At 48.6% G+C, this 17,953-nt stretch carries 9 protein-coding genes; all 9 read right to left on the reverse strand.

Going from position 1 to position 17,953, the window contains the following annotated elements; genetic code table 11:
* Positions 1-419 precede the first annotated feature (419 nt).
* A complete protein-coding gene (locus GGC63_RS23065) occupies positions 420-5,663 on the reverse strand; it encodes an S-layer homology domain-containing protein (protein WP_192704322.1) in 5,244 nt (1,747 codons plus the stop codon).
* Positions 5,664-6,020: 357 nt separating this feature from the next.
* On the reverse strand, positions 6,021-6,242 hold the full coding sequence (locus GGC63_RS23070) for a hypothetical protein (RefSeq protein WP_192704323.1): 222 nt from the start codon (positions 6,240-6,242) through the stop codon (positions 6,021-6,023).
* 183 nt (positions 6,243-6,425) lie between these two features.
* Complete coding sequence (locus GGC63_RS23075; protein ID WP_192704324.1) at positions 6,426-8,501, reverse strand: beta-galactosidase; 2,076 nt, start codon at positions 8,499-8,501, stop codon at positions 6,426-6,428.
* Between the two features lie 14 nt (positions 8,502-8,515).
* Positions 8,516-10,324 (reverse strand): FAD-dependent oxidoreductase, encoded by a 1,809-nt coding sequence (locus tag GGC63_RS23080; RefSeq protein WP_192704325.1) that lies wholly within the window; start codon positions 10,322-10,324, stop codon positions 8,516-8,518.
* Positions 10,325-10,341: 17 nt separating this feature from the next.
* Positions 10,342-11,202 carry a carbohydrate ABC transporter permease gene (locus GGC63_RS23085; RefSeq protein WP_192704326.1) on the reverse strand — a complete coding sequence of 287 codons (861 nt, stop codon included), beginning with the start codon at positions 11,200-11,202 and terminating at the stop codon, positions 10,342-10,344.
* Positions 11,196-12,104, reverse strand: coding sequence for an ABC transporter permease (locus tag GGC63_RS23090; protein ID WP_225948441.1), 909 nt, complete (start codon positions 12,102-12,104; stop codon positions 11,196-11,198). Before GGC63_RS23090 ends, GGC63_RS23085 begins: the two co-directional genes overlap by 7 nt.
* Positions 12,105-12,497: 393 nt before the next feature.
* A complete protein-coding gene (locus GGC63_RS23095) occupies positions 12,498-14,024 on the reverse strand; it encodes an extracellular solute-binding protein (protein WP_192704328.1) in 1,527 nt (508 codons plus the stop codon).
* Positions 14,025-14,238: 214 nt separating this feature from the next.
* Positions 14,239-15,744, reverse strand: a complete 1,506-nt coding sequence (locus GGC63_RS23100; RefSeq protein WP_192704329.1) for a response regulator transcription factor — start codon at positions 15,742-15,744, stop codon at positions 14,239-14,241.
* 4 nt (positions 15,745-15,748) lie between these two features.
* Positions 15,749-17,485: a sensor histidine kinase gene (locus GGC63_RS23105; RefSeq protein ID WP_192704330.1), complete on the reverse strand. Its 1,737-nt coding sequence runs from the start codon at positions 17,483-17,485 to the stop codon at positions 15,749-15,751.
* Positions 17,486-17,953: the final 468 nt, after the last annotated feature.

Here is a 17,953-nt window from a genome sequence, read left to right on the forward strand (position 1 = left end):
CACATCGTACGTTAACTTCCATATGCTGTATAGTTCTTATTCTCATCCAGCAGTTCTATTTAGGGTTCTCCACTTAATTATCAAGTCCTTATGTTAACTTTCGGCACATTCGTTTATTAGTTTGTTTAGGGAGCCCGCCGCTTTCTCAACAAGCTATACCTGTACATTCATCATTTTTTGGAAGGATAGCGGTGTAATGGCAAGTAGTGTTATTACACAGCAAACAGCCCCAATTGAGATCAAGCTAGGGCTGTTCAGAAGTTTCGAGTTTTCGCTTCCCTTAAAATAAAATCACTATAAACTTTTTGTAACCGTTTTACAAAATGGTTGCTCTACACAAAATGATTGCTCTGATAGGAACGCAAAATCCGCCGCAAGCCTATGGGCCTGCGGCACCGAAGAAGGCATTCACGCTTCTCTTATCTGTTACGCAGCATGTTCAGCAATACTCTAATCGCCTCTGCTCTTGTAGCTTGATCGCCGGGGGCGAATTGGTTCCCTCCTTTGCCTTCAATAATGCCCCGCTTGCTCAAGGTCGCCACGGCACCCCTCGCCCAGTCAGGAATAGCCGTGTCATCCGCAAACCCTGTGGTATCAGCCTTTTCGCCTGACTGGCCCAGGGCGCCTGCGATCATCTTGACCATCTCACTACGGGTAATCTCGGCATCCGGTCGGAATGAACCATCCTCGTAACCGGATATGATCCCTTCTTGCACGGCTTGCGCCACGGCATTCAGCGCCCATGCGCCGATCTTCTCCTTATCGTTGAACGTTAATGGCGTACTGTAGAGGCGGTTCTCTTGCGGCTTAAGCGCATTGACAAGCATGGTGGCAAACTCGGCGCGCGTTACGGTTCGATCCGGCTTGAACGTACCGTCCGGATAACCGCTGACGATTCCCAGGTCAATCGCTTGTTTGACATCGGCCTCCGCCCAATGCGCCGCCAGGTCGCTCAAGTTGACCGCCGGTTTCGGAGCGGGCAGGCTGGCCGCCTGATCGACGCCGAATACCGCAAACTTGGCAACGTTGTTCACCTTCACCGTAATAGAAGCGGCTCCATTGATTTGTCCGCCTAATTCCCTCCAGTTTTTTTGCACTTCGTCATAGTAGAACACGGCCGGTTGTTGACCCTTCTTTATTTGGGCCGGATCGAAAGCAAGGGTCAGCGTGATTTCCTTGTCGAAAACCCTGGGGAAATCCTTCCAGATCTCGAACACCGGACTGGCCGGCGCAGCTTTGCCTGCAAGCAGCTTTTGCGTGTCCGTTATCTTGCTGATGCTAAGCTGGAATTCCTTTCGGTAAGCGCCGGCAGGGATCTCAATCTTGATCTCGTCCCCTATGCCGTATTCGCCCTTCTTGTCTGCTGGAACCGCAAATTGGCTGCTGTTCGCCGGAATCATTCCTTTGCCCGTTGCTGTTGATGGCGAACTGTCATCGGATGAGTCCCCATCATACGAACCTCCTCCAGTAGAACCGCCCGGATGTATAACCATCCATTGCGCATACAGGGTCACATTGGCCCCGCCCATTGTGAATACCTGGCTTTCAGTGTAACTGGCTCCGCTACCATCCGCCCGTACATTCCAGCCGGCAAAGAGATAGCCAGGCTTCTTCAGATTGCCGGTATTGCCATAGACAGATACCGTGACGCCCTGATCATAGTCGCTGTCATCTACCGGCACGTGACCGCTTGCCGCGCCGTTGCCGTTATAGGTCACTCTGTAGGACGGCGCTCCGAATATCGCCGTGATCGCTACCGCCTCGTCCGGCATAGTGAAGGTATTGTCCGTCACATTCAAGCTGCTGGGACTGATCACCTTCCAGCCCTTGAAGAGCTGGCCCGGTTCTGGCGTGGCGGTTAAAGTAATCGCCGTATCCTTGACCGCCGATGGTACATTGGCGCTGGCAATGCCGTGTCCCTCGGCTGTCACTGTAATACGATGGCTGGTCAAAGCAAAGCTGTCCACCACATTGACACTAAGTACAGCGGGATTCCCCTGATTAAACAGAATAGAGAAGTCCGCCTTATCACCGCGCTTCAACCCCAGTGCGGCCATAGTCTCGCGCTTGATGGTCAACATATCCCCGCCGATCGTATAATCATCCTTTCCCAATGTGCCATTGTGTACGGCACCTGCTACAGTTGCTGCGTATACCACCCCGGTCACAGACTGGGCTTCATTCCATATGATGCTGGTGCTTACATCTCCAGGAACATTGAGATCATAGGTGGCCTTTTCGGGACTAACATCCGCGTCTTTCTTGAAGACGGTAATGGTGAAGTCCTTGGAGTAGTTCACACCGATCTCGCTTCCTTCTTCAATCGTAGCGGTGACAATGACGGTTCCCGCTCGGGTTGCGGACAGCACGTTCCCGGCCAGGGCAGCTCTCGTTTGCCCGGCATCCTTGATGCTCCAGACAATGCTTTTGCGCGTGGCCCAATCCGGCGAGACTGTTCCAAAGAGAGTCAGCTCCTGGCCTGCCTGCATCGCCTCCGGAACAGCAGTAATGTCCGACACCTCGTGGAAGGTATTATCATACAGGTTGCGCAGCTCAATCTTAAACCGCTGATGGTCTTTCCCCTCGTCATCGGCCAACCTTATAACAGCGTTGTTTCCTTTGGACGCTTCATTGACTGTAATTACCTTTCCATTGCTTTTGTTAATTATTTTGTAATAATCGCCCTCCTTCTCCAGACGCCACTCCTCGGTATCGGAAGGAATGGGGGCCTCCCCCATGGTCTGATTTAGAATCAGCTCCTGGATATCCGAATCAGGCTTGATATCGAGAAAGCGTTCACCGCGCATAATCAGAATCCGGTAATAGCCCGTTCCCAAATCCACGAATCGCATCAATTGACTGTTGGTTTCGCCATTGGAAAATTGGATGAGGGCTGCTCCCTGATTGTACTTCTCCCCTGCCACGCTAAGCGCCTTGCCGCTGTGCTTCGGCTGGATTTTCACCATCTTCTCGGGGGTAAGCTCCTTCGCCTTCGTGCTCATGAATCCACCGCTGAATTTATCCAGGATCAGGCTGTCTATATTCAGCTGGCCGGTATCCCCTTCCTCACGGCGGAATTCAATGCTGTTTTTCCCGGCCTGCAGATTGACCGTCTCGGTCGCATCCATCCAAGTATCCCAATTCGCTGTCGGCGGCATGGAAACTTGCTTGACCCGGTTGCCGTTCACATACAGGGTCATGGTTCGATTCGACGACTGTACGCCCGAATAGCGCAGGGTTGAAGTATAGGCCCCCGTGTAGGGAACATTCACTTCAAATCGGACAGCATCCCCTTGTTTCTGGAATAAGCCGACATAACCGTTGCCTTCAAACCACAGACGATCTCTGCCGATCCCCGGCGTGCCTGAGAGGGTTGCCGCTTCCGCCTGATATTTCCAGGGTGTGCGCTTATTCAGATGAATATGATCGATCCGGATGACACCTGAATCTCCGGCTGCGCTCCTATAGGCGATGCTGTTTTTCCCTTTGTTCAGGGGAACGGTTACAGTGTGTTCCTTCCACATCCCGGCGCCTCCGGAGTGGGGAAGAACGATGTCCTGCGCAGGCGCGCCGTTCACCTCCAGCGACAATGTTTTGCCGCCCTGCTCGGTGGCGTATCGCAGCTTGAGATCATAGCTGGCCGCATACTCGGCATTCACAGAAAATTCCACGGACGAGTTCACCTGGGACATACCGCTCACATAACCGATTCCCGTATTGCCGTCCTGAGCCTGGATGATTCGGGCATCCGCCCCGCCTGTTATTTTGGCGGATTCCGCCTCATACGTCCAGGTCGCCGCTTCGGTAACGGTGATATAATCGAGGTTGACATTCGCCGTATCGCCGCTGTCATATTTATAGGTGATGACATTGCTTCCTTCTTTCAGGAATACGTTGTCATATCGGTCGGCCCACTTATCCCATTCCTTCAGACCAAAGAAACTCGTTTGTTTGATCTTTGCGCCGTTCACATACATGGTCAAGGTTCGATCGTCCTCGCCTCCCGCGCTATAAGCCAGCTTGACCGAATAGCTGCCCGCTTGAGGAGCGTTTACGGTAAAGCTGATTGCTGCGTTCGGCTCCGTGAACCCGCTGACAAAGCCTGAACCGCTATATCCCGCATGATTTTGAGCGATGCCCGTGCCGCCTGACAGCTCCGCGCCCTCCGCTTCGTACAAGACGCTTTTCTTGGCAATGATCGCGTCCAGCCCCAAAGCACTTTTGCCGGATAGACGTACGATGTTGCTGCCTTCATTCAGCCGGATGTTGTGAACGGTTTTTAAGTCGAAGTTCAGTTTGTTCTTCGGTCCAGCATTAGACGGGAATACAAGCTCGGCCGGTGCCTCCTGGTTCACACTGAGCGTCATGGTGATCGGCTCTGCCGTATTGTTGTTGTAGCGGAAGTCCAGCGAGTACATCCCCCCTGTACGGGTGTTGACTGTAAACTCCACATAGTCGCTGGCAGCGCCATTGCTGTACCGGGCATATCGGCCGGACGAGGCATAGATGCTGTTCATGGTTGCTCTGGCAGCCCCTGATAATTGCGCGTCTTCCGCTTCATAGATTTCGCTCTTCTCCTCCCCGGAGGGGCGGCTAAGCACGGTGCCGGGGTTGGACGGGATGCCCAGATTGATGAAGTCATTGTCATCCCAATTGATCCGCTGGGCGCGAACCTCTCTGTTCTTACCCCCTTGACTATGGGTCGGTATGCCATGGTATGTAATCCAGTCCTCTGTACCATCTTCGGATTTCAGGAATAACGGCGAGCCTGTCGAGTAAGAACTGTTTTCATCCGAACGTTTCATGATCGGCTCGGGATATTTATTCCATGCCGCTTCATTCTCCACATTTTGAGCCAGATCGGCCCAGGACAGGCCGACAGCATAGTTATCATGGGTGTAGCTGCTGGCGGAATAGGCAAAATAAACTTTACCGTTTCGCTCCACCACGGCTGCGCCTTCGTTAACATTATCAACATACTTCTCCCAGTCGTAGATCGGCCTGGCTAACGTAATCTCTTCGCCTTCCAATGTCCACGGGTTTTTCATTTTGACAATCGTGGGACATTCATCAAATCTCTCTTTTCCCGTTTTTGGATCTATAAAATAGAAATATTTGGTGTAGGTTAGGTATCTCTGCCCATTGATGGTGACAAAGCCAGTAGGCAATCCATAGCTTTGCGTATTCAGCAATCCTTGTTGGGGTGTAAGTCCGTCTCCATTATCATAGGTTCCCTTCAGTTCCCAGGTCCCTTCAAATGGATCGGGTGAGCTGTTCTCCAGAACATAGGAGCTGGGATGGCCATAAGCAAAGCGCCCCGCTTTATCACTATTTTTCGGACCGGAAGCGAAATAGATGTACCATTTGCCATCGATCCTGTGCGCATCGGGACCCCATATAAATTCCAGGTTTTCAGGTAACTTCCATACCTCTTTACTCTTCGCGGTGGAAACGCCAAGAATGGTTTCATGCCGTTTCAATACAACATTGCCATCACCCGCCGCCGAATAATAGTATCCATCGTCTTGCCGTTCAATGGTAGGGTCGGCACCTTTCATCAGCGGGTTAAGATAATGGGATGATACATCCGCATAGGCGATATTGGTCAGCATCATTACGAGCAGTACCGCTAGGGACACAGCAAACAAACCAATTCTCCTCATTGCAACAATTTCCTCCTTAGGGATTTATATTTGGAGCTTTTTGACACAGGAAATGATCGTTCTGAAATAAAGCGCTTTCATTCTAAAGCTTCGCTCCATGGATGCTTACACTGTACTGTGATCCCTTCATTCCAGGCCTTAAGAATCTTTAGGTCTTTCTGTACGATTTTTGTTTTTTAGCTAAATCCGCTTTCAAACGGACTGTCCGACTGCGGGTGATCAAGTATAAGACTTCATGTCCGTACCGGAGCAGTTCGAGTAGCTTCAAACCCTTGAATTAACAGCCCGGAATTTCGGGGCAAAAATGGAGCAGTTGTCTTCCTGTCTTCTATTTCATATCCCTAATGATTAAGATAGTTAATTACTTTTTTCCAACTTTTCTGCTTTGACAAATTCGAGAACGCAGTCTTCTTCCCTGAAACTCTTTTTATCTCCTTGGAACTGCCCGAAACCTTTCAGGTCACTTAGAATGAAGTGCCATCGTTCCCCAACATACGCCTCCTTAGAATCATCAAACACGATCAGGTGGTATTTGCTGTTCACTCCCTCCGGACAGTACACGTGAAAAAATGAAGCCATTTCTCCCCTCCCCTCCTCTCCCCTTTAGCTTCACAAAAAAGTGGACATTTCCGTTTCAATGAACGGGTGTCCACATTTGATGTGTAACAATATATGAAAATTGAAAATACAGTAGATTCAAGGATCGTCAGCGAAAGCTGGCTGTCGGTTGACAAAGAATTTGATCGATATAACCTCTCTAATTTATTTAACACCACTGCTATATTCACTTTCTTTTCTAACGAACACACGGTATCCGTATGCCGGAAGGCGTAAATATTGTTTGACTGGAGTACCGTCCAGATCGATGATAGACTCCTTGAATAGAATGTTCTGCTCTTGATCGGTGAAATTATGAAGGAAGATGTAATCCCGGACGCCGTCCGTACGCACCTGAGCATTGACGCCTTCCGACCAGTCCGCTTGAAGTGCTCGACTCAACCTGCAACGGGTGGCCATCGCACGATAAAAGCTGTCCAGAAAAGCAGGTTCGGTTCGCGCCGCCATATAGTAGACCTCTCCGTCTCTAAATCGGTTTAAGGTCAGTGCAGGATACCCTTGATAGAAATCCTGCTGGTACTCCGCAAGAACCTCCGCTGTCTCGGCATGAATCAGATCGCACAGCAGAGATACCGAATACGTTCCCATAAAGTCCAACCCACCCTCCTTCATAGCAAGTGAATTGCAATCTTCAGGATACAGCGCATCAATCTCTTCCGACCATACTCCGGCCAGCTTGCGGAGCGGTCCCGGGAACCCATCCAAGAAGCAGAGATCGTTTTCGTCGACAATTCCGCTCCAATATGTCAGGACAAGCGTGCCTCCTGAACGGACGAAGGCCTCGAGCCGCTCAGCCATACCCTGCTTCAACATATACAGCATCGGAGCAACTACGAGCTTATATCGATCCAACGGACGATCCATGGATACAATGTCCACCGGTATCCCTTGCTTCCAAAATGGCTCGTAATGGCGCAGCACCTCCTGATCGTAGCTAAGATTAGGTTTTCGCGGTCCTGCGGCTCCTTCTACCGCCCATTTATTTTCAGTATCGTAAATGAGCGCGGTTTCTGCCGGGACAATCGTACCAGTGACTGGCTCCAGCCGTTCCAGGAAATCGCCTATTTCCGCAACATCGCGAAACACTCTAGTATGCTCGTGCCCGCTATGGTCCACAACGGCGCCATGAAACTTTTCTGAACTCCCCCTGCTCTTGCGCCATTGAAAATATTGCACTGAATCGGAACCGTGGGCTACCGCTTGAATAGAGGACAACGCATGCATGCCAGGCCGCTTCAGCTTGGCAACCTCTTGCCAGTTCGCCATGCTGGGAGTGCTTTCCATCAGCAGAAAAGGTTTCCCGGGCTTGAACGAACGGTACCGGTCGTGGGTGAAAGCCGTATGGCAGGCCGTCTGCCAGTCGGGACTCTTTCCATGCCAATACGGGTAGCTGTCCCACGAGACTATGTCCACATGCTCCGCCATTCGTTCGTAATTGATAACGCACCCGCCCAGGAAATTAGTTGTGACGGGAATATTAGGGGTAAGCCGCTTTAACGGCTCGATTTCCTGAAGCATAAAATCAATACTCTGATCGGTGACAAACCGTTTCCAGTCCAGTTGCAAGCCGTGTAACATATGTTCCCCGATAGGGGAGGGTGACTCTATTTCCTCCCAGTCGGTATAGTTATGGCTCCAAAAGGTCGTATACCACGCATAATTTAAACGGTCTAAATCATCGCCATATTTCTTCCGTAGCCATCCACGAAATGCTGCCTGGCATAAATCGCAGTGACACTCCCCATTGTATTCGTTGGAGATGTGCCACAGCAGCAAGCCGGGATGATTGCGGTAACGTTCCGCCAAAAGCGTATTGATGGTCCTGACCTTCTCGCGATATACAGGTGACGTATAACAATGGTTATGCCGGGTTCCGTACAAATTGCGCACCCGTTCCGGTCTGACCCGCAGCACCTCCGGGTATTTCCGGGCCAGCCATGCCGGCCGCGCCCCGCTGGGCGTGCCCAGGATGAAAGAGATGCCGTTGCGGCTCAGCTTATCGATGATTCTATCGAGCCATCCGAACTCGAATTGCCCTTCTTTCGGCTCCAGGCTGGACCATGAGAACATGCCCATGGTCATGACATTGCACTTGGCAAGATGCATCAGGCGCACATCCTCATCCCAGACTTCCGGCATATGAATCCATTGCTCGGGATTGTAATCCGCCCCATGCAGCATCCAGTTTAGTTGCGGAAAAAGCGGCTTGCGTTGACTCATTCATATCCCTACCTTCAATGACATCGAATTTCAAATATCCTCGCATGATCTAAGCCGTTTGTGCTCAGAACCTCGAGACGAAGCTTGTGCACCTGCTTCAACTGGACCTGGCAAGTAATCTGCCGTTGATAATTATCGCGAATGTACATCACTTGACAGCCATCTTCACGGGAATCCGCTAAATAAGCCGATACCCGAAACTCTTTCAAGGTTTCCGGTTGCGGCCCCCACACGTTCTGCTGATGCAGATAGTCTTCGTGTGTCAGCGTTAGCCTCCGGTGCATGCCCGTATCAAGCACAACGGTGATTTCGCGGATAGATACCGGTGATTTCCACTCCAGCTCGATCCAAGGCTCCCGGTCTTCCGGCAGCGCCATCCAACGGTGGGTGCCGGGAACGGACAGATTCGGCCTGACCCCTCTTGCTCCATGTATGGAACGGGTATGTCCGTCGATGACATTCGATGCCAACCCCTCTGGCTGCTCAGACGACGCCCGGACGATAGCCTGGCTCGCCAGATTGACCTCCGCCTGAATGCCAGGCAAATAAGCATCCTGTCGGATCAACTGCTGCTGTGTACTCCTGATCAGCTCCCGGTCTTGCCATGCCAGATCCAACGGAATCTCATTGCGAATTGCCATCGCGGCGAACGTACCTGCACCCTGTCCCATTACGCCGCAGGTGGCCATAACCCGGGTACTTGAAAAGGCGATATGCGTAGCGGATATGTTCCGTCCGGCAAACATCAGATTGTCCACATTGACGCTGATCAAGGCCCTGAGCGGAATGCCATACACATAGTTGGTCACCGGCTGGCTGCTTGGCTCCCGGTCTTTTGCTTCGATTCCCTGCGGAGGATGCGTATCCATCGGCCACCCGCCATATGCTATCACATCCTCAAAGTGGACGGCTTCTTCCAAATCCGATTGTGTAAGGAGATGCTTGCCGATAAACCGGCGGGACTCCCGCTTGCCGGGGACGAAGCCGAACCAGTCCAAAGCCCAATTCTCTGACTCCGGATGGTTGCCACTGTTTTTGATATGATCCCAGATGCCCATCATGATGGCAAGCAGTTCATCACGGATCGTTTCGTTATCGGCAATCGTATCCAGCAAACCACCGAACTCTACCCACCAATAACCGTATTCCCATGAGGAGTGGCTGCGGAACTTTAAATCCTCTTCCGTAAACTTTTTAGCCCATACAGGCGGGATAAACTTCATCGATTTGCCCATATTCCGGGTCGTAAACAGCAGCGAGGAACCGAGGCGGTACGAATCGGCATATTCTCCTGCATGGGACTCCCCATATTGACTGGAGGATTCCCGGCCTGTCATGAACAATGCTCCCGCTTCTTTGCCGAGACGCCCATCTCCTGTACAGTCCATGAAGATCTTGGCAAAGATTTCGAAGCGATGCTCCGTGCTTTCCCTAGCAGCCAATACGGACAGAATCCGGCTGTCCTCCATCTGCACGCCGGTCACCGACGTGTTGAGCATCAATGTTAGGTTTGGTTCCGCTCTGCACTTTTCATATAAGATGAGATCAAACATCGATGCGCTTCGCTGTGGGTTGCGGACAGCACATTCAAGCAGGATTTCTTCCAGTATGCCGCCTTCCCTCGCTTCCGTCTCCAAAGCCTGCCTCCGCTTGGAATTCGCCGCACCAACGATATGCATGCGAATCTCGGATGATGCATTACCGCCCAATACGGGCCGATCCTGACATATCAGAACCTTCGCACCGTTGCGGGCAGCCGCCAGTGCAGCCAACACGCCAGAAATACCGCCGCCTGCAACTAGTACCTCTGTATGCATTTGCATTTGAACCCCTCCGTTTTTCAACCTTTGATCGCTCCTAACAGCATGCCTTTAGTAAAATGTTTCTGCAGGAATGGGTACAGGACAATGATCGGCAAGGATGCTGTGATAACAGCTGCCATCTGCACCGTTTCGGTGGGCATCAAGTTTTCGACATTCTCCAATGGTTTCTGTGTCTGCACCAGGATTTCCCTTACAACCACTTGCAATGGGAACCAATTTCTATCTGTCATATACATAATGGCTTGATAAAACTCATTCCAATGGCCGACGGTATAAAACAATCCGATGGTCATTAAGGATGGAACCGACAACGGTACGACAATCTTCATTAAAATGCTCAGTTCCTTGGCTCCATCCATCCGTGCGGATTCGAATAATTCCTCGGGCAGGTTTTCAAAAAAGCTTTTCATGATGAGAATGTTAAACGTCCAGATTGCATTGGGCAATATCATGGACCATATGGAGTTGAGTAATCCTAAATTCTTCACGACGATATAAGTAGGAATCAATCCTCCGTTGAATAGCATCGTAAAGACAACCATCAGAAGAAAGAAACTTCGGCCAGGCATCTTCTTCCGGCTCAACGGATATGCCATAAGAAGCGTCAAAACCAAATTGACGGCGGTTCCTATAACCGTCAATACGGCCGTGACCCATAACGAGCGTGGAATTCCTGTTGTCGTAAATAGTTCTTTGTACGCAGTTAGATCAATTTTCCCTGGAATGAAAACGAATCCTCCGTTTTTCAGCACCTCAGAGAAGGGGGTAATCGATACGGAAACTACGTACATGATCGGAATGACGGCAGCCAAGCCTGCCAAGCCCAATATAACCATCACCGCACCGTCAAATAACTTTTCGTCCCAGCGATTTACCATATATTTTCCCCCCAGTGCTTCGCAAGCCGGTTAGAAAGCACGATCAGTATCATACCTACGAAAGATTTGAACAATCCAACAGCAGCCGCCAGACTAAAATTCAATTGCTGCAATCCCGTTCGGAATACCCATGTGTCCAATATATCCGCAACTGGATATACCTGAACATTGTATAAAATGTAAATTTGATCGAATCCCGCATCCAGAATGTGCCCAAGCTTCAGAATCAGAAGCATGACCATAACCGAGCGAATCCCGGGCAACGTAATATGCCATATCATTCGAAACCTTCCTGCCCCGTCCACCTTGGCAGCTTCGTACAGCGTCGGATCGATGCCGGTCATAGCCGCCAAATAAATGATGGCGCCCCACCCTAAGTCCTTCCAAATCTCCGAACCAACAAGTACCCCACGGAACAACTCAGTAGAGGTGAGAAAATTGATCGGACTACCGCCCGAATCCTTAATCCACTGGTTTACCAAGCCTGAATTTTCGGACAGAAGTGCAAGAAGAATCCCATAAATAATCACCCATGAAAAAAAGTGAGGCATATAGGTTAATGTTTGTATGAACGAATTGAACCATCGAACGCGGCATTCATTAAGTAGGACTGCAAAAAAGATCGGAGGCACGATTCCGAAAATCAGCTTATACAAACTGATAATAAACGTGTTGGACATGACCTGTGTGAAGTAAGGCGATTCATAGAACATCTTGAAATATTTGTACCAAGGGTCTGCCCACCCGCTAAACAAAATACCGTCAGAGAAATTAAAATCTTTGAATGCGATAATAATTCCATACATAGGGATATACTTAAAAATAATGTAATAAATTACTCCCGGCAGCAGCATGAAGTAAAAGGCCCGATTACTCCATATCACGTTTCCAAGCCGTTTCATCTGAAGTCCTTTTACTGCTATTTCTTTCTTTACCGGCAAACTTCCTTGATCCATCGTCGGTTCCCTCCTTCAATATCAACTGGATCCCCCTGTGACCTAACAAGTGGTATCGGCCATCTCCTATTCTTCCAGCGGCTTCTCCAATAGGATCGTTCGCTAGATTGCCGCTAAGCTATCGGGACATTTTGGGTATGGCACCATCCAACCGATTTTTCCGGAACGTATGGGTTTTTGTGTATGTTTGGTTATCCACGTGTGGTCATAATTTCGATATTCTTTGCTACTCATTCTTATTTATCTTATTGAAAGTACTAAAAAGCGAAGAACCAAGAAGAGATGAAACGGTTCTTCGCCTCCAAGAGTCATTCCATGTTGCTGCACAGACTGATTGCTCTATTTACCGTAACCCAACTCATTTAATTGCTTGGTCGCCGAGTTCAAAAAAGTCTTGTAGTTCATCGTCGTTTCAAGGTTTTTCAAGAAGTCATCATATTGGCTCAATGGCCGCTTTCCATAGGCGAACTTCGTGATCTCTTCCGAAATGTACCGGCTGGCATCTGCATCATTGTAACCGTCCGGATAGTTCAGGAAGCCGTTAAGCGACTGAATACGGGGTTGTTTGTTCGCGAAATCGATAAATGGAAATTGGGATGAGAATTTAATCGACAAATAATCAAGGTCCGGCCGGCCGGTGAATTGGTACATGTAGGTAAAGCCGGCTTCCGAAGCCATAAGCGGAGTCGGGACAACCTTGCCGTTTGCCAAATTATAGTGTTTGCCTTCCACGCCAAACTGGACAAGCTTCGAGCCTTCTCCCCCGGAGATATAATTCAATAGGTCGAACACTCTTTGCAGCTTCGTTTTGTCCTTCTCCAGTGCCTTCGGAATCGCCATCAATCCGGCTGCTTTACCGATATCCAATGACCCGGAGAACTGTCCTGCAGGACCCTTCGGCGCTTGCAACTGCACCCATTCGGCGTTCGGATTCACTTTCTTGATTTGCCCGACGTACTGTTCGTTGGTCAAATTCGTCCATTCCGTCCAAATGATTCCCGCCTGACCCTTGATGGCCTTATCCCTAGGCTGCGTGCCGGTATTCAATACATAATCTGGATCAACCGAACCGCTGGCAGTGAATTTTGCAATAAAGGCAAGTGCATCCTTCATACCCGGGTCATATAACGATTGGACGACCTTACCATCCTTGACGAAAAATTCACCTGGATTGGGGACACCATATCCTCCGAATACAGGGGAAAAAGCGGACAACAAGTTGACCCCTGTGAGTCCCATCAGTCCTGTGATACCATAAGTATCATTTTTTCCGTTGCCGTCTGGATCCTTCTCCGTGAATGCTTTGGACACGGCTAGCAGATCATCGAGAGTTTCGGGCGGCTTCAATTGAAGCTTGTCCAGCCAATCCTTACGGATCCAGTAAGATGCTTTCGGAGCTTGCGGCGCTTGGGCTATCGCATACACTTTGCCGTTAACCATACCTTTCTTCAGGCTGGAATCTCCTATGAAGGTTTTAACCGGCTTAAGTTCTTTTTCGAAATAGGGAGTCAGATCGAGTAGAAGTCCTTGTTCCGATAGCTGCTTCAACGAAGCTTTGTCAACGGAAAACAAATCCGGGTAATTACCAGAAGCCATCCGGACATTCAGCTGATTGCCATAGTCAGAGGCATAAGCCGTCAAGTTGATATCGGCATTCAGTGCCTTATTCAGATTCTCCCGAACGAAGTCCTTCTCCGGAGCGGGCAGGCCGGCCCCGCTTGTTATAATTTCCAGTTTGACCATCTTCGATGATTCTGGAGCCGCAGATGAACCGTTATCCTTCGCTTCGTCTCCACAGGCTGCAAGCAGACTGCAACAAAGTGCAACGGAGGTTGCGGAAAACACGATCTTTTTATATTTATACATCGATATCCCCCTTCTTTCCTATCGTATTATAGATTGGAATCGCAGAAGGAAGATGAATCCCTGCAGTAGACGCTTCTCCCATTCTGTAACACACCTTTATCATACCATCGTACCCTGAGGCAGATAAGAAACAGATTTAGTGGCCTCTTATACAAAATTAAGCCTTCAGAAACAAATCGGCCCCTCTCCACAAGCAGGAAAGGGGCGAGAAAATCTATTCATTGGACATGTGACTCTTTCTGAACTCACTGGGCGTCTGTTCTGTCCAGCGCTTAAAAATTTTCACAAAATATGCGGCATTCGCAAATCCGACTCTTTCTGCAATTTCCCCGACAGTTAATGTAGATTGGAGCAAATAAAACCGGGCCTGGTCAATCCTCACTTTATGTAAGTAATGGATCAATGTACAGCCCATTTTTTTACTGAATAAGCCACTTAAATAGTGCTCATCCAAGGTGACATGCTCTGCCATCGATTTCAACGTGACTTCCGTATCATAATGGCTTTGGATATAATCCACAATCCTGTTGATCTCGGGATGGGCCGATGGCAATGTTGTTGTCTTTATCCATTTTGTTATCCAATCATCGATTCTGTCTTCCAAGACATGTCGAAGCTCTTCATGGTTTGCTGCGGACAACCAATCATCGGTTTGAACTTTCCCATAACCCGAAATAGCAGCAAACCTATTGTCCAATCGTTCCGCCGTTTCCACAACAATGGCCATGCTTGCATGGTTCTTTTTCATTTCGTCAAACATGACATTCAACTGGCGAATACAGTTTATCTTATCTCGGCGCTCAAACGCTTGCAATATTTCGCGTTCCATGTTCCATAGGGTTTGGGAGGATATACCTGGCTGTTGGATGATTGAATCTGTTTTTGAATAGGCTATCCTACTTTTTCTGCTTTTATACCAGGATCTCTCAATGAGTCTGATCATACTTCTCCATGTAGACTCCAATTCGGATATAGGCACGGAAGAGGCCCATACGACTGAATATGCCATTGCCCCGTCCTCTTCCGGGGCTTGCGCAACAGTTAGCTCGGAACGTGGAACCCAGGAAAAAAACGTGGTGCAGCCATGGATTCTGAATTTGTGAATAACCAATGTTTCGATGGATTGAATTAACCCGAATCGAGTCAGATCCTCCTCACTGATCCCATCGGTCCCGTGCAGTACTAAACAAAGATCTGCATGCGTAAAGCCACTTGCGGAGATGCGCTGCAGCAAGACTCTCCGTTCCGGATCTGCTTCATCTATACCCTGGATCTGCCTCCACGTATATTGGTATAACAATTCGAAATCACGATACGATACTTGTCGAGCAGGTATGGCGGCTTTGCTTAATTCTCGGCTGACCTTCTCCAACATCTCGCGTATCGTATCGACATTCAGCGAAAGCTTCAAAATATAGCTGGTCGCTCCATACTCAAGCGCTTGTCTGGCCAATTCGAATTCATTCATACAGGTCAACATAACGAATGGACCCTCAAAGCCTTGCAGACGTGCCTTTCGAAGGAACTCGATCCCATCCATGAGAGGCATCATAATATCGCAGAGAATGAAATGTGGAGACTCTTCCCGCATCACCTCTAGCGCTTCGATCCCATTGGCGGCTTCTCCTGCAATAACGAACCCCAACTTCTCCCAATCAATAATTTCTTTAATTAATCGCCTTACTCGCGTCTCATCTTCTACCAACAGCACTTTCCACATGATATCATTCTCCCTTCCCGTACGGTTCCGAAAGAAGCAGTGGGAATTTCAAACGGACGAGAGTTCCTTGCTCTCTCGAAACCGTTTCGAGCTGACCGTCGGATTTAAAAAGCAATTGCAATCGTTCCCGCAGATTGTTGATTCCGATCCCTTTGCTCTTGCGTAACGGTTGACGATTAGCGGATGCTTCCATCCCAATCCCGTTGTCCTCCACTTCCATGATCAGCGATTGATGCTCATTCACCACCCGGATCGTTATGCAGCCGTCTTGCTGCATCTGCGCAAAAGCGTGATAGAACGAATTCTCAACCAACGGCTGCAAACTCAACTTGGGAACAAGCGCATAACGAAGCGCTTCGTCATATTCGTAACGGACATTAATATAACTGTCGAATCTGAAATTCTGAATGCGCACATATGCCTTCACCAATGTTAACTCCTCGTCCAGATGGATCAATTCGGTTTGGACATTCAAGCTGGATTCCAATAGTTCGCCCAGGCAAACACAAATCTCCGCAATCTCTGAATCCTTGCGTTCCAAAGCGGTCCACTTGATCGCATTCAACGTATTTAAAAGAAAATGAGGATTCATTTGAGCGAGTAGCATTTGGAACCTTGATGCTTCCTTTTCCCTTTCCTCCACTTTTAACTTTTGTATCAACCGACGTATATCGCTAATCATTAGATTGAAGGTTGTCCCTAATTCACGAACCTCACCGGTTCCCAACTTTTCGGGCAAAGACGACCTAAACTCATCTCTCACAATGATGGACATATGATGCTGAAGAAGCTGCAACGGGCGTGTAATTCGATGGGAGATAATAAAGGTGATGACTATGAATAAAAACACAAAGGAGGCGAGAATGATTACCAGCCTGTGCTTAGCTTGATCGATGTCCCCGAAAAACGTATGAAGTGGAAAACTATTAATTACGTACCACTGATAAGAAGGCAAATAGACCGCATTCATCAGCTCCTGACCATTCGTCCAAAAACCTCCTGTTGCCGCTTGCCTCCGAACAACCTCTGCAGCCGGATCGGAAATAAATGCTGCGGGACTTGTCTTGGTAACAATGCCCTCCGATTGATTCATTATGAAATAATCCTGTCTCATCGTAAAAATACGGTACATAGCGTTCAGCCATTCCACATAATCGAAGCTGAGCAATATATGACCGTCCAAGCTACCGTCCGGGCCAACCATATCAACCGTAAGTGTGTACATGTCCCGGAGACTTTTTCCGATTAGTTGGTTGTTCTGCTTTTCGTAGCCTTCTGAATTTTTCCACCAATCTTCGCTGGCAAGATCTGAATAATTGATTTTATTTTCAAATGTTGTAATGACCTCCTGATGGCGGTGGTCGATCAGCGAATAATATACATGGGTGGGCAATGGAGAAAACCCGTCCTGCAACCGCTTTTCCCGCAATCGCTCCATCACTAATAACTGTCGTACTTCAGTGTCTCTTGAATCATCCCGGAGGGCCGCCTGAAGTTCTTTATCATTGCTTAATACCAAAGACTCTCTAAATAGCGCGACCCTGATATTTTCCATGCTTTCTTTCACATAGCCCAACTGCGCTGCGCTTTGGGAGCTTATCTTTTCTTTCAACGTGCTTTCCAGCTCCCAGAAGTAATACATGACAAAGGACGCGGCAGGCAATAAAATAAAGAATAGAAACGAAACGAAAAACCGGTATTTGATTTTCTGTGGAAACCAAACCGATAACCATCGCTTCATCGCTACCGCCCTCCTCAACCCACTGATTAATTAGCATAATATTGTCTTTATAGTAACATCAAAACCTGCGAATAAGTAAGGAACATTTTTCATCACAAATTATACATATTTAACTACATCTGTTGCTTAACCAGTTGCTGGTGTTTCGTGACATGACAAATAGGCATGATTTTGCAATTAAACGGGCTTACAGTAGACGTCCTATTTCTTTAATTAATCGATTGAGGCCGAGATTCGAACTGGATGTAAAAATTGAAACGATAAAACAAAAAATCCGCTATATCAGCGGATAGCGGATCTTAATCGGACTATATTCTTGACACTCAACAAATCTAGTTATCATGTGGTAATAGCTCATTCATTTTTAGGTATTCGGTTAATTGATCGAAGGTACACTCTAAACGACCTCTCATGAAGAAAAGCAGGTTATTCTCTTACTCAGTCGGAGATACGGGAACAATAAAGTCT

Origin of the sequence: Paenibacillus sp. OAS669, from assembly GCF_014873645.1 — a bacterium.
Lineage (GTDB): Bacteria > Bacillota > Bacilli > Paenibacillales > NBRC-103111 > Paenibacillus_S > Paenibacillus_S vulneris.